At 72.1% G+C, this 13,104-nt stretch carries 12 protein-coding genes; 6 read left to right on the top strand and 6 right to left on the bottom strand.

Annotated features, from left to right (window positions below; translation table 11 throughout):
- The first annotated feature begins 17 nt into the window (after positions 1-17).
- Positions 18-1,094, top strand: a complete 1,077-nt coding sequence (locus tag ACFWV8_RS03000; RefSeq protein WP_384197421.1) for a small ribosomal subunit Rsm22 family protein — start codon at positions 18-20, stop codon at positions 1,092-1,094.
- Between the two features lie 217 nt (positions 1,095-1,311).
- On the opposite strand, the gene ddaH is transcribed toward ACFWV8_RS03000, so the two are convergent.
- Entirely contained in the window at positions 1,312-2,142 is an 831-nt protein-coding gene (ddaH, locus tag ACFWV8_RS02995) for a dimethylargininase (RefSeq protein ID WP_384197419.1), read from the bottom strand.
- 143 nt (positions 2,143-2,285) lie between these two features.
- Here ddaH and ACFWV8_RS02990 point away from each other — a divergent pair, with 143 nt between their 5' ends.
- Together ACFWV8_RS02990 and ACFWV8_RS02985 are read left to right on the top strand one after the other, a co-directional pair.
- Complete coding sequence (locus tag ACFWV8_RS02990) at positions 2,286-2,918, top strand: TetR/AcrR family transcriptional regulator (RefSeq protein ID WP_384197417.1); 633 nt, start codon at positions 2,286-2,288, stop codon at positions 2,916-2,918.
- A 326-nt stretch (positions 2,919-3,244) separates the two neighbouring features.
- Positions 3,245-3,991, top strand: a complete 747-nt coding sequence (locus ACFWV8_RS02985; RefSeq protein WP_384197415.1) for a bifunctional DNA primase/polymerase — start codon at positions 3,245-3,247, stop codon at positions 3,989-3,991.
- A gap of 102 nt (positions 3,992-4,093) precedes the next feature.
- Here ACFWV8_RS02985 and ACFWV8_RS02980 read toward each other — a convergent pair whose 3' ends face one another.
- The 4 genes from ACFWV8_RS02980 to ACFWV8_RS02965 are packed head-to-tail and all read right to left on the bottom strand — an operon-like array spanning position 4,094 to position 8,127.
- Positions 4,094-5,074, bottom strand: coding sequence for a hypothetical protein (locus tag ACFWV8_RS02980; RefSeq protein WP_384197413.1), 981 nt, complete (start codon positions 5,072-5,074; stop codon positions 4,094-4,096).
- Positions 5,071-6,009, bottom strand: coding sequence for a heme ABC transporter ATP-binding protein (locus tag ACFWV8_RS02975; RefSeq protein ID WP_384197412.1), 939 nt, complete (start codon positions 6,007-6,009; stop codon positions 5,071-5,073). The genes ACFWV8_RS02980 and ACFWV8_RS02975 overlap by 4 nt, the downstream gene beginning before the upstream one ends.
- Positions 6,006-7,112, bottom strand: a complete 1,107-nt coding sequence (locus ACFWV8_RS02970; RefSeq protein ID WP_384197411.1) for a FecCD family ABC transporter permease — start codon at positions 7,110-7,112, stop codon at positions 6,006-6,008. The genes ACFWV8_RS02975 and ACFWV8_RS02970 overlap by 4 nt, the downstream gene beginning before the upstream one ends.
- 1 nt (position 7,113) lies before the next feature.
- Positions 7,114-8,127 carry a hemin ABC transporter substrate-binding protein gene (locus tag ACFWV8_RS02965; RefSeq protein WP_384197409.1) on the bottom strand — a complete coding sequence of 338 codons (1,014 nt, stop codon included), beginning with the start codon at positions 8,125-8,127 and terminating at the stop codon, positions 7,114-7,116.
- 180 nt (positions 8,128-8,307) lie between these two features.
- Between ACFWV8_RS02965 and ACFWV8_RS02960 the strand changes: the two genes are divergently transcribed.
- The 3 genes from ACFWV8_RS02960 (at position 8,308) to ACFWV8_RS02950 (ending at position 12,319) form a co-directional block, all read left to right on the top strand.
- Positions 8,308-9,849: an HtaA domain-containing protein gene (locus ACFWV8_RS02960; protein WP_384197407.1), complete on the top strand. Its 1,542-nt coding sequence runs from the start codon at positions 8,308-8,310 to the stop codon at positions 9,847-9,849.
- A gap of 65 nt (positions 9,850-9,914) precedes the next feature.
- Complete coding sequence (locus ACFWV8_RS02955) at positions 9,915-11,504, top strand: HtaA domain-containing protein (protein WP_384197406.1); 1,590 nt, start codon at positions 9,915-9,917, stop codon at positions 11,502-11,504.
- A gap of 146 nt (positions 11,505-11,650) precedes the next feature.
- Positions 11,651-12,319 (top strand): PhzF family phenazine biosynthesis protein, encoded by a 669-nt coding sequence (locus ACFWV8_RS02950; protein WP_384197404.1) that lies wholly within the window; start codon positions 11,651-11,653, stop codon positions 12,317-12,319.
- Between the two features lie 24 nt (positions 12,320-12,343).
- On the opposite strand, the gene ACFWV8_RS02945 is transcribed toward ACFWV8_RS02950, so the two are convergent.
- Positions 12,344-13,012, bottom strand: a complete 669-nt coding sequence (locus ACFWV8_RS02945) for a heme oxygenase (biliverdin-producing) (protein WP_384197402.1) — start codon at positions 13,010-13,012, stop codon at positions 12,344-12,346.
- Positions 13,013-13,104: the final 92 nt, after the last annotated feature.

Here is a 13,104-nt window from a genome sequence, read left to right as displayed (position 1 = left end):
CGCCTACAATTTCGGCGGTGAACGCCTCCCTCCGCACCGCCGACGTCCTCCGCGCCGCCCTCGCGGGACTGCTCGACGGACTGCCGCCCAGCAAGGCCGCCCAGGCCGTCGAGCGGCTGATCGCCAACTACCGGGGAGCCACCCCGACCGGCACACCGCTCCTGCGTGACCGCTCCGACGTCGCCGCCTACGCCGCCTACCGGATGCCGGCCACGTTCGAGGCCGTACGGTCCGCACTCGACGCGCTCGCCGACGCCGCGCCCGGGTGGGCGCCGGGCAGCCACGTGGACGTCGGCGGGGGCACGGGGGCGGCGGTGTGGGCGACCGAGGCGACCTGGCCGGACGGTGAGGGGGACGGCGGCGCCGGGCGTACGACGAGCGTGCTGGACTGGGCCGAACCCGCGCTCGCCCTCGGCCGCGAGCTGGCCGCCGGGTCGCCGGTGCCCGCGCTGCGGGACGCCGAGTGGCGCAGGACCAGGATCAGTACGGGCCTGAAACTCCCCGAGTGCGACCTCGTCACCGTCTCGTACGTCCTGGGGGAACTGACCGGCGCCGACCGCGGCGCCCTGGTCGCCGAGGCCGCGCGTGCCGGACAGGCCGTGGTGATCGTGGAGCCGGGGACGCCCGACGGGTACGCACGCGTCATCGAGGCCCGCGATCTGCTCATCGCGGCGGGCCTGCGCGTCGCGGCCCCCTGCCCGCACAGCGGCGCTTGCCCCATCGAACCCGGCACGGACTGGTGCCACTTCGCCGCCCGCGTCAGCCGGTCGTCGCTGCACCGGCAGGTGAAGGGGGGCTCGCTGGCGTACGAGGACGAGAAGTTCAGCTACGTGGCGGCGGTGCGCTTCGACGCGGAGCCGGTACGGGCGCGGGTGACCCGCAAGCCGCAGACCCGCAAGGGGCAGATGCTGCTCGACCTCTGTACGGAGACGGACGGGCTGCGGCGCGAGACGGTGAGCAAGCGGCACGGGCCGCTGTACCGGGCCGCGCGCGACGCGTCGTGGGGCGACGCCTGGCCGCCCCACGACGCGCCGGAGAGCGCGCCGGACAACGCTCCGGATCTCGGGCCGGATCACGCGCCCGAATCAGGCTGAAAGCAGCAACTCCCGTCGTACATCCAGCTCTTGTACCTAAGGGCCTGCCTTTCGGATCTTGCCGGGCTCGCGAGCCCTGGCACGCACGCTCGCCGCGTTGTCCTCGGTCGCCAACTCCCCCGTAGCCCCCAAGGGGGCACGGGAGGTGCCCCCTCCGCGTTGTCTCCCTCCTCCGCCTTGCGATCGCACGCACCAGACCCCGCTCTCTGATCCGGCCTTATCCGAAAGGCAGGCCCTGACGCAGCTCCTGCGTGCAGCACTTCACGCTGCCGCCGCCCTTGAGCAGCTCGCCCAGGTCCATGGCGATCGGCTCGTAGCCCCGGCGTCTGAGCGGTGCGAAGAGCCCGGCCGCCGCCTGCGGCAGCAGCACATGGCGGCCGTCGCTCACGGCGTTGAGCCCGAGGGCCGCCGCGTCGCTCTCCTCCGCGATGAGCGCGTCCGGGAAGAGCCGGGCGAGGACGGCCCGGCTGCCGGGCGAGAACGCGCCGGGGTAGTACATGACGTCGTCGGCCGCGTCGTCCAGGACACAGAGCGCGGTGTCCAGGTGGTAGTAGCGCGGATCGACCAGATCGAGACCGATCACCGGCCGGCCGAAGAACTCCTGTGCCTCGTCGTGCGAGAGCGGACTGGACCGGAAGCCGCGTCCGGCCAGGATGTACGAGCCGGTGACGGCGAAGTCGCCCTCGCCCTCGTTGATGTGCGCCGGCTCATGGATTTCGGTGAAGCCGCGCGCGCGGAACCAGGCCAGATGCGCCTCCGCCTCCCGCGTGCGCTCGGGATGCGCGAACCGCGCGCCGAGCACACGGCCGTCGATGACGGTGGCGCCGTTGGCCGCGTACACCATGTCGGGCAGGTCGGGCCGCGGTTCGAGCAGGGAGACGGTGTGACCGAGAGCGCGGTAGCGGTCGCGGAGCACCTCCCACTGCGCGAGGGCCAGCGGAATGTCCACCGGTTTCGACGGATCCATCCACGGGTTGATCGAGTACGTCACTCTGAAATGCGCCGGTGGGCACATCAGATAGCGCCGGGGCGAGGCGTCACGAGGCAACGAGGGCTCCTCACGGACGATGGGATCGCACGGGGTGTGTGCGTCGCCCCATATTCCGCCCGGAAAGGGCGTTCGCACAGTGATCCGTTCGGGTGGTTCATCGGGCGAGACGGCGCGTCTCGCCTTCCTGGTAGGCTGACGGAATGGCTGAGAGCAAGGCACCGGACTCCACCCGCCGCAGCGAGAAGTCACGCCGCGCGATCTACGCCGCCGCCCTGTCCCTGGTGGGCGAGGCCGGCTACGCGAAGACGACGATCGAGGGCATCGCGGCCCGCGCGGGCGTCGGCAAACAGACGATCTACCGCTGGTGGCCGTCGAAGGCAGCCGTACTCCTCGAAGCCTTCCTCGACCTGGGCGAACAGGCCGCCGAGGCGGCCGGCGGCGGCGCCGGGGCATACGAGATCCCGGACACCGGCGATCTCGCGGCGGACCTCAAGCCGGTGCTGCGCGCCACGGTCGACGAGCTGAACGATCCGGCGTTCGAGGCGCCCACCCGCGCGCTCGCCGCCGAGGGCATCGTGGACGCGACGATCGGCGCCCAGTACGTCGAGAAGCTCCTGGAGCCGCAGGCCGCCCTCTACGTACGGAGGCTGCGGGCCGCGCAGGAGGCGGGGACCGTACGCGACGACATCGACCCGCGCACCGCCATGGAGCTGCTGACCGGCCCGATCCTGCACCGCTGGCTGCTGCGGACGCTGCCGCTCACTCACGAGTACGCGGACTCGCTGGTCGACTACGCGCTCGGCGGGCTGGCGCCCAGGTCATCGGATCAGTAGCCCGACCGGTCCATCGGCCCCGCAGGTTCTCTGGGCCTCATCAGCTCCGTCGGCCCCGGTGGGGCGTCTCGCGGCACTCAGTGCCGTATCGGCCCGTACCGGATTTTCGACCTGTACGGGACGAGTTCCCTGCCAGGCCGAATGTGTCGAACACCACCGGCACCCATCGCCCGCATCGGTGGCTGATTTCCCGAAATAGCCTGGGATGGCGCCCGGTGATGGGCATGCGCCCGCCCACCCCGGTTGAGGAGTGCGGCCCCCCGAGGCGCAGGATGGTGCGAACATGGAAGAGTCCGAGAGGGCCGATGCATGAGGTGAGGGGATAGATGGGCGACGATTTCGGCCGCTACCGCGGCACTGAGGGCAGGGTTTCCCAGTGGCTGCGCCGACTCGCCAGAAAGAGCGACGGCGGTCCGGCGTCCCCCCAGGACCCCGACGCCCGCCTGGCACTGCTCCTCGCGGTGGCCGCCGCCGGTATGCCCGTCTCGCCCGCCGCGCACCCCATCGGCTACCGATGTTCGTGCGAACGCATCGGCTGTCCCACCCCCGCCAGACATCCCATCTCCTTCGCCTGGCAGACCCAGTCCACGACCGACGAGGCCCAGATCGAACGCTGGGCCAGGAACCAGCCCGAGGCCAACTTCATCACCGCGACCGGTCTGGTCCACGACGTGCTCGACGTCCCGCTGGAGGCGGGCCGCATGGCCCTGGAGCGGCTGCTCGGCGAGGGCATCGACGTCGGTCCTGTGGCCGATTCGGGCGGCGACCGGATGCTCTTCTTCACCGCCACCCGGGGCACGCCCGAGGACGAGGACGAGTGGTGGCCCTGTGAACTGGACTGCCACCCCGAGACGATGGACGAGCATCCCGGCTTCCGCTGGCACTGCCGGGGCAGTTACGTCCTCGTACCGCCGGCGAGGCTGCCCGGCGAGCTGTCGATGACCTGGCTGCGCGGCCCCGAGCAGCCGCTGCCGGACCCGCTGACGCTGCTGGAGTCGCTGACCGACGCGTGCGCGCGGTACGCGGGCGAGAACCAGGAGCTGGACCCGGTGGCCTGGCCGCTCGGCCGCTGACCGCCCGAGCCGGACCGGACCGCCCGGACCGAGCCGGACCGCCGTCGGACGACGGCCCGCGCTCGCCCGCCTGTGTTCTTCGGCGTCCCCCTGCAAGGGGTGTCAGGAGCCTTCGGCCCCTATCACCCCTTGCAGCCTGCTCACCACATCTATCTGGTCCGCCTCGGCCCCGCCCGGCTTCACCAGTGCCGCCTGGCTCGACACCCACTCCTTGGTGAGGGTGTCCTTCACCTCACCGGTCATCAACGCCTTCACGTCCGCGCTCACGGTCGGGGTGAAGCCCTCGGCGGCCGTCTGCCGGTCGAAGTACTTGATCGCGAAGAAGACGAGCGCGCCGCCGTCCTTCGTGGTGAGGGCGAGAGGCGCGAAGTCCCCGGTGTCCAGGCGCTGATCGCTGTACTGGATGGTGAGACCGGGCAGCTTGGCGTTCTTCGCGCGGATGTCCCGCCACTCGTCGGTGTGCGGTCCCGGCGCGAAGTGCTCGGGCTCGCCGTCCTTCAGGTACGAGATGTACTCGGCGCCCACGTCCCCGGGGGCGACCGCCGGTGACTCGCTGTCGGCGGGGGCCGGTTCGACGAAACCGTCCTTGTCGGTCTTGAACTCCGGGAACTCGTCCGGCGTGAGGATCGCGAGATAGGCGACCTCCCAGAGCTGGTCGGCGCCGTTGCGTACGAAGACCAGGACCCAGCGGTTGTCGCCGGGGCCGTCGTCCTTGTCGCGGTTGCTGTCGGTGTCGGCGACGAACCAGCGCGGCCAGCCCGCCTTCTTGGGGATGAGGAACTTGGCGTCGGTCAGCTCCAGCGGCTGGTGCCGGTCGTTGCCGTCGGGGTCGGTGATGCTTCTGGCCTTGAGCCCGGCCTGGTTGATCGCGCCCAGCGCACCGGTGACCCGGCCGGCGTCCAGGCCGGGGTCGTACGCCTTGTCCGCCTTGTTGTACGCCTCGGTGAAATCCGCGAGGGCCTGGGCGGCCTCGGACTTCTTCGCACCTGGCAGTACCGCCAGTTCACCGTGGACCGTCATACACCCACTCGCGAGCAGCGACATCGCCATCGCGAGCCCCGCTGCCCGAATCGGCCTTCTCATCGGTCGCCTTCTGCTCCGTGACCCCCACTGACCGTCCGAACCCTACCGGTCCGCACCGGCACCACGAGCGGGGTCCCGGTGCGCGGGTGCGGGAAGACCTCGACGGGCTGTCGGTAGACACGGCTGAGGAGTTGACCGCCGAACACGTCCGCCGGCGGGCCGTCCGCCGCGATCCGTCCCTCGTACAGGACGGCTGCCCGGTCGGCGTGCGCGGCGGCCAGCCCGAGGTCGTGCAGGACGACGACGACGGCGTCACCGGCCGCCGCTCGGGCCCGGCAGACGCGCAGCACCAACTCCTGGTGGCGCAGGTCGAGTGCGGCGGTCGGCTCGTCGAGCAGGAGCAGCGGGGCGCGCTGGGCGAGCACCCGGGCGAGGGCGACGCGGGCGCGTTCGCCGCCGGAGAGGGCGGAGAAGGGGCGCCGGGCGAACTCGCCCACCTCCGTGGCCGCCATCGCCTCGGCCACGGCCGTGTCGTCGTCCTCCTCCGACGCCGTGCCCGCCCAGGGGGCGCGGCCCATCCGGACGACGTCCTCCACGGGGAAGGGGAAGGAGAGCGTGGCGGCCTGCGGCAACACGGCCCGTCGCAGGGCGAGTTCGGGCGCGGACCAGTCATGGGCGGCGCGACCCGCGATCCGTACGCCGCCGCCGTTGGCGGGGCCGGGAGGCAGATCGGCCGCGAGGGCGGCGAGGAGCGTCGACTTGCCGGCCCCGTTCGGCCCGACGAGAGCGAGCACCTCACCGGCGCGTACGACGAGGTCGACCCCGCCGTCGGTACCGCCGAGCACGTCGCGGCCCCCGAGCCGTATCCGCAGGTCCCGTGCCTCGGCGACGACGTCCCCGGGGGCGAAGGGCGCGGGCGATTCCCGGCCCCGTACAGGGAACAGATTCCGCACCACACGGTGCGCCGCGGCCTTCACGGCGGTGCCGGCTCTCATGCCCAACCCCCTTGCCTGCGGCGGGTCCTGCGCAGCAGCAGGAAGAAGAACGGACTGCCGAAGAGAGCCGTCAGAACACCCAGCGGCAGTTCGGCAGGGGCCGCCACCGTCCGGGCCGCCAGGTCGCCCGCCACCAGGACCAGCGCGCCTCCGAGCGCGCTGCCCGGCACCAGGAAGCGGTGGCCGGGGCCGTTCACCATCCGCAGCAGATGCGGGACCAGCAGGCCGACGAAGGTGATGATCCCGGCGACCGCCACGGCGGCGGCCGTGAGGAGCGCCACGACCAGGACCAGGACGATCCGGAGCCGTTCGACATCCACACCCAGATGCCTGGCCGGCCGCTCGCCCAGCGCGAGGAGGTCCAACTTCCGTGCGTAGAAAGGCGCGACGGCCAGACCGAGGAGCGCGCACGGCAGTACGGCGAGCACCTTGGGCCAGGTCGCCTGGGCCAGCGAGCCGAGCTGCCAGAAGGTGATCTGGCTGATCTGCGCGTTGTCGGCGAAGAAGACGGACAGTCCGATGAGCGCGCCCGCGAAGGCGTTCACCGCGATGCCGGTGAGGATGAGCGTGACCACCTCCGTACGGCCGCCGGAGCGGGACATCGCGTACACGAGGAGCACCGTCACCAGCCCGGAGACGAACGCGCAGACGGTGACCGTCCAGTTGCCGAAGAAGCTCAGGCCGAGCGCGATCGACGCGACGGCGCCGACCGCGGCGCCGGCGGAGATGCCGATGACCCCGGGCTCGGCGAGCGGATTGCCGAACACGCCCTGCATCAGGGCGCCCGCGCAGCCCAGCGAGGCGCCGACGAGCAGCGCGAGGACGACGCGCGGCAGCCGGACGTTCCACAGGACGCTCTCGGGGACCCGTTCGAGCGCCCTGCCGCCGAGACCGGTCCGGTGCAGGACGGAGGAGAGGACGTCGCCGAGCGGGATGTCGTACGCACCGAGCCCGGCGGAGAGCAGACTGAGCACGAGCAGCGCACCGAGCAGTCCGGCCGTCAACAGCCAGGTTCTCCCGCGCCGCCCGGGCCGCTCCGTCGAAGTGGCCCCGGACGGGGCGGTGTCCGGCGGCACGGCGGTCGCCGTGGGCGTGGGCGTCATGTCACTCGCCGTCCGGGTAGAGCTGCTCGACCAGGGACGCGAGCACCTGGTCCGTACGGGGCCCGTAGTTGAGCAGTACGCCGTCGTCGACGGAGACGAACCGGCGGTCGAGCCCGGCGGGTGTCTCGGCGACGCCCGGGATCTTCACCAGACCGTCGGGACCGCCCACCGACTCAAGTCCCTTGGTCATCAGGAGGATCGCGTCGGGCGCGGCCTTCGCCAGCGCCTCGCTGGTGATCGCGGTGAAGTCCTTGTCCAGGCCGGACTCCTTGCCCGCGTCGACGGCGCCGGCCGCCTCCAGCAGCGAACTCGCCCCGGAATCACGGCCGCCCAGCAGATAGACGGAGGCCGAGCCGCGCAGATAGAGGAAGGCGACGCGTGGCTTCGCGCCGTCGGCGGGTGCCGGGATCCGCTTCTGTACGGCGGCGATCCGTTCGGCCGTACGCGCGCTCAACTCCTCGCCCGCCGCGTCCACGCCCAGCGCGTGCGCCACCGTCGTGATGCGCCTGCCGACGTCGTCCAGGCCCTTCGCGGGCGCCACGACGAGCAGGGGGATCCCGGCGTCCCGTATCTGGTCGACGGCCTCGGCCGGTCCCGTGGTGGTCTCGGCGATGACGAGTGTCGGCCTGAGGGAGAGGACGCTCTCGGCCGAGACGTCGTGCGCGCGGGTCACCACGGGCAGTTCACCGGCCTGTTCGAAGGTGGCGGTGATGTCGCGGGCCACGACGTGCTCGCCGAGCCCGAGGGTGAAGACGATCTCGTTGAGCGAACCGGTGAGGGGGACGAGCCGGTCGGCGGAGGTGACGGTGACCTTCGTGCCGTCGGCGGAGTCCACGGTGACCGGCAGCCGGGGCTCGGGGACGGTGGCCAGCGGCTCGACCCGGTCGGCGGTGGCGGTCGCCCCGGCGCCCTTCGCGGCCCCGCCGCCGCTGCCACCGCTTCCGCCGCAGCCGGCGGCGAGCAGGGCGAGGGTGAGCACCGAGATGACCGCACCGGCCAGGCGTTGAGTGCGCACGGAGTGCACCGTCCCGTCGTTGTCAGGAGTCCTGTTGAGGCGCCCGGGGCGGAAGGGTTTCGAACCGGGCAGGAGATACCTTAGGTTAGCCTTACCTTGCTTACCAGGTCCGGGGTGCCTCAACCGGGCTTTTTCGGTGTGCCCATGGCCGCCGTCGTCTCCTACGGAGGAGTGATCTCCATGCTGTCGTCCAGACCGGTGCGCCTTCTCGCCGTCGCGCTGCTCGCCGCGCTCGTCGGGGCTCTGCTCCCGGCGGCCACGGCTCACGCGGCGGACCGCACCGTGCGCGGCGGCAGGCTCGACTGGGGCATCAGGTCCTCCTTCCAGAGCTATGTCACCGGGCCCATCGCGGGCGGCAGTTGGAGCCTGACCGGGGGCGCGGCGACCGTGGGCGGCAGTCAGTTCCGCTTCCACTCCGCCTCGGGGACGTACGACCCCGACAGCGGCGCGCTGAGCGCCGGATTCAGCGGCGGCGTCCGGTTCGTCGGTCACACCAAGCCCGACGGAACGCATGAGCTGGACCTCACCATCAGCAGGCCCACGGTCCGTATCTCCGGCGGCCGGGGCACCCTGCACGCCGACATGACCAGCAAGGCCAAGGGAAGCGGCAAGGTCACCACGTCGTCGCAGGTCCCGCTCGCCACACTCGATCTCGGCGGGATCGACATGAGGGGCGGCGGCAGCCCGGTCGCCCTCGGCAACGTCCCCTCGACGCTCACCGCACAGGGCGCCACCGCCTTCGCCGGTTACTACACGGCGGGCACGCCGCTCGATCCGGTCAGCCTGTCCGTGGACGTGGCCGCCGCGAAGGACCCGGCGCGGAAACCCGCGCCGAAGCCGGGCGAGACGGACAAGGGCACAGACACGGACCCGGACAAGGACGGGGCCGAGGATGAGCGGGCGAAGGGCGCTCTGGAGGACGCGGCAGTCGACTGGGGCGTACGCCGTACTTTCCGTGAGTACGTCACCGGCCCCATCGCCAACGGCCGCTGGACGCTCGACGGCGGGGCGCAGGACGGCGGCGCGCTCTTCCGCTTCCCGAAGGGGAAGGGGACGTACGACGCGAAGAAGCGGACGCTCGACGCCGACTTCGCGGGCAGCGTCTCCTTCACCGGAGACCAGCTGGACCTGACGCTGAGCGGTATCAGCGTCCAGGTGAAGGGCGGGAAGGGCACCCTGGCCGCCGACGTCGCGAGCGAGGGCGAGGCGCCGGCCAAGGCCGTCCCACTGGTCACCTTCGCCGCCGCCGACCTCACACCGAAGAACGGCCTCGCCGCGCTCACCGAGGCGCCCGCCACGCTCACCGAGCCCGGGGCCAAGGCCTTCGGCTCCCTCTACAAGGCGGGGACCGCGATGGACCCCGTCTCACTCGCCGTCGCCGTCGACAAGAAGGCGAAGCTGCCCGCGCTCCCCGATCTGGGCAGCGACACCGAGGCATCCGCCGAGCCCAAGTCCGGTACGGCGACCGGCGATTCCACCAAGCCGGCGGAGGCGGACGATGCCGCGTCCGCCTCCGCCTCCACGTCCTCCCAGGCCCTCACCTACGGGGGGATCGGCGCGGGCGTGCTGCTCGCCGCCGCCCTGGCGGTGTACGTCGGCGTACGGCGCCGCGGCGCGAGGGCGGGCGGCACCGGTGCCGATGCCGACTCCGCGGGCGCCCCGGACACCGGCTCGGGCTCGGGCTCGGGCTCGGGCTCGGGCTCCGGCTCCGGCGGAACCTGACTTCCACCGGCCCCCCACCCCCCACTCCTTCAGCGCGTTCCCACTCATCGAGGAGACCCCCGAACATGCCAGCCACCCGTCGTCCCATAGCCCTTGCCGCGGCAGTCGCCACCGTCGTGGCCATCGGCGCCACCGCGCTCGCCGTCCCGGCGTTCGCGTCGGGCAGCGCCCCGGCCGCACCCGCGGCGCCCGGTGCCCCCGCCGCGCCGCAGCTCGACCTGAAGGACGGCACCCTGGAGTGGGGCTTCAAGGAGTCCTTCCGTAAGTACCTCCTCTCGCCCATCGCCAATGGGAAGATCACGGCCGCCGACGGCGCCGCCCAGGCCGCCGGCAACGGGGTGTTCACCTTCACCGACGGCAAGGGCACCTACGACACCGGCACACACGCCACCGCCACCGCCTTCAAGGGAAGCGTGCACTTCGAGGGTCACCATGGCGTCCTCGACATCAAGTTGAGCGATGTGAAGGTCAACACCGGCCGCGAGACCGGGGAGATCACCGCCGACGTCACCAGCGTGACCGAGGGCGAGTCCGCGACGCGGGAGGACGTGCCGATCGCCGATCTGGACCTGACGGCGGTCCAGCCGGGCCAGGGCGAGAACGGCGCGATGGTCTTCAAGGACATCCCCGCCAAGCTCACGGCCGAAGGCTCGGAGGCGTTCGCGGGCTTCTACGCCGCCGGCGTGCAACTGGACCCGGCGACCCTCTCCGTGACGGCGGCCAAGCCTCCTACGGATGACCCCACGGACGAGCCCACGGACGAACCGACCGATGAGCCGACGGACGAGCCGACCGACGAGCCCACGGACGAACCGACCGACCAGCCCACCGACGAGCCGACGGACCCGGCGGTCGTGGACGGCGCGATCGTCGACGGCAACCTCGACTGGGGCGTCAAGAAGAGCTTCCGTACGTATGTGACGGGCCCCATCGCCAAGGGCAAGGTCGAACTCGCGGCCGGCGCGACCCAGCCGGGCGAGGCCTACCGCTTCCCCAAGGCCACGGGCTCGTTCGACGCCGACGCGCAGACCCTCTTGGCGAAGTTCGAAGGATCCGTCCGCTTCCTGGGCCACGAGGAGGCGGGCTCGTACATCCTCGACCTCAAGCTCAGCGGTCTGGAGGCCGAGGTCGAGAACGGCAAGGGCACGCTCGTCGCGGACGTCAGCACCAAGGACCGGGAGACGCACGAGGTCTCCACCTTCGAGGACCTGACCATCGCCACGCTCGACCTGCCCGCCGGTGACCTGGCGGCCGAGGACGGCGTGGTCACGCTGGACGCCGTACCCGCCTCGCTCACCGCGGACGGCACGAAGGCGTTCGGCGGCATGTACCAGGCGGGCGATGCGCTGGACGCCGTCACCGCGGCCGTCTCCCTCACGGACGACGCCCAGCTCCCGGGCGGTTCGGGTGGCTCGGGCAGTACGGGCGGCAGCGCGGGCGGTACGACCGGCGGCGTCGGCACCACGGGCGGTACCGGTGGCACGGCGGGCGGCGGCACCGTCGGTGGCTCCGCGGGCGGCGTGGGGAATCTCGCGAGCACCGGCTCCGAGGTTCCCACAGGCGCGCTGACCGGCGCGGCGGGCGCGCTCGCCCTCGCGGGCGCCGCCGCCGTCTACGTCGCCCGGCGCCGTAACACCGCCATCGACGAGGTCTGACGGGCCAGTTGAGCCGTTGGACCACGTGCGAGGGACCTTCAAGGGACCTCAAGGGGCAGGGCCGTACCGCGGGAGTCGCGGTACGGCCCTGCCCCGTCGGGCACACCTCGCACGTGATGTTCAACGGCTGATGCTTCAATGCCTGCGTGAATGACATCGCCGACGGCGGCATCGAAGTACTGAGCGTCTTCTGCGGGGGCGACGGGCGGCACGGCAACCCGCTCGGAGTCGTACGGCACGGCCGCGACTACCCCGACGAGGCGTCCCGGCAGGCGCTCGCCGCCGAACTCGGCTTCAGCGAGACCGTGTTCGTGGACGACCCCGAGCGCGGCCATGTGGACATCTACACCCCGGGCGTGCGGCTGCCGTTCGCCGGACACCCGCTCGTGGGCGCCGCGTGGCTGCTCGACCTGGAGCTGGTCAACCCGCCCGTCGGCGAGGTGTGGGTGCGCCAGGACGGCGAGTTCACCTGGATCACGGCGCGCCCCGAATGGGCCCCGCCGCGCACCCTGTGCCGCTACGGGTCGGCCGCCGAGGTCGACGCCCTGCCCGCGCCGCCGCCGGGTGAGGGCTGGCTCTACGCGTGGGCGTGGGAGGACGAGTCGGCAGGCCGGGTCAGGGCGCGGGCCTTCCCGCGCCGCGACGACGGCATCGTGGAGGACGAGGCGACGGGGGCGGCTGCCCTGCTGCTCACCGCCGAGCTGGGACGGGCCCTGAACATCACGCAGGGCCGGGGGTCGCAGATCCTCACTGCCCCCGGCCCTGACGGCTCGATCGAGGTCGGCGGACGCGTCCGCCTGCTCGCGCCGCGCTGAACGCGGTCGCTCGCGTCACCCTCCTCAGGCGCTGAGGGGGAACTCGCCCTCCAGCTCGTGGAACACGGCACCGTTGAAGTCGAACGCCCGCTTGCACTCCTCGATGACGCGCTGCTTCTCCAGGTCGTCCACCGGGACCGCGTCGAGCAGTTCGCGGTAAGTGCGCTTGAACGCCGCCGGGTTGGAGATCTCGTCGAAGACGTAGAAGCGGACGCCGTCGCCCCTGCGGGCGAAGCCCCAGGTCTTCTCCGCCATGTCGCGGACGACCTGGCCGCCGGAGAGATCCCCGAGGTAGCGGGTGTAGTGGTGGGCCACATAGCCGCCGGGCCAGGTGCGGGCGCACTCGGTGATCCTCGCCGCGTACGCCGCGGTGGCGGGCAGCGGCTCCAGGCCCTCGCGCCAGCCGGCGCCCCGCAGATGCGTCAGGTCGCGCTCCAGGGCGTCGGCGCGCATCAGCTCGGGCCGCAGGAAGGGGCCGGCGACCGGGTCACCTTCGAGAGCCCCGGCGGCGTCCTCCAGCGCGCGGTACACGAACCAGAGCTGTTCGGTGTAGCGCGTGTACGCCTCCACCCCGAACCGCCGGCCCAGCAGGTCGCTCATGAAGGTCGAGGTGTTCACCTCCGTGTGCTTCTCGTGCGAGGCGACACGGATCATCGTCGAGAAGGGGGTCGGGGCGGTGGCGGTGGCGTCCAAAGCGGGCCTCCGGGGGCCGAGAGAAACGGAAGAACCAGACCGGGGTCCGGCGGGGCAGCATGGGCGCTTGCCTTCGCCGATCCTCCTACTTA

The organism is Streptomyces sp. NPDC058665 (genome assembly GCF_042714995.1).
GTDB lineage: Bacteria > Actinomycetota > Actinomycetes > Streptomycetales > Streptomycetaceae > Streptomyces.
This window is presented reverse-complemented; position numbering and strand designations above follow the sequence as displayed.

What these genes read in the sequence shown, in the direction of transcription:
- ACFWV8_RS02990 (WP_384197417.1), top strand. Translation starts at nt 2,286, where the DNA reads ATGGCTGAGAGCAAGGCACCGGACTCCACCCGCCGCAGCGAGAAGTCA.
- ACFWV8_RS02985 (WP_384197415.1), top strand. Translation starts at nt 3,245, where the DNA reads ATGGGCGACGATTTCGGCCGCTACCGCGGCACTGAGGGCAGGGTTTCC.
- ACFWV8_RS02980 (WP_384197413.1), bottom strand. Translation starts at nt 5,074, where the DNA reads ATGAGAAGGCCGATTCGGGCAGCGGGGCTCGCGATGGCGATGTCGCTG.
- ACFWV8_RS02975 (WP_384197412.1), bottom strand. Translation starts at nt 6,009, where the DNA reads ATGAGAGCCGGCACCGCCGTGAAGGCCGCGGCGCACCGTGTGGTGCGG.
- ACFWV8_RS02970 (WP_384197411.1), bottom strand. Translation starts at nt 7,112, where the DNA reads ATGACGCCCACGCCCACGGCGACCGCCGTGCCGCCGGACACCGCCCCG.
- ACFWV8_RS02960 (WP_384197407.1), top strand. Translation starts at nt 8,308, where the DNA reads ATGCTGTCGTCCAGACCGGTGCGCCTTCTCGCCGTCGCGCTGCTCGCC.
- ACFWV8_RS02955 (WP_384197406.1), top strand. Translation starts at nt 9,915, where the DNA reads ATGCCAGCCACCCGTCGTCCCATAGCCCTTGCCGCGGCAGTCGCCACC.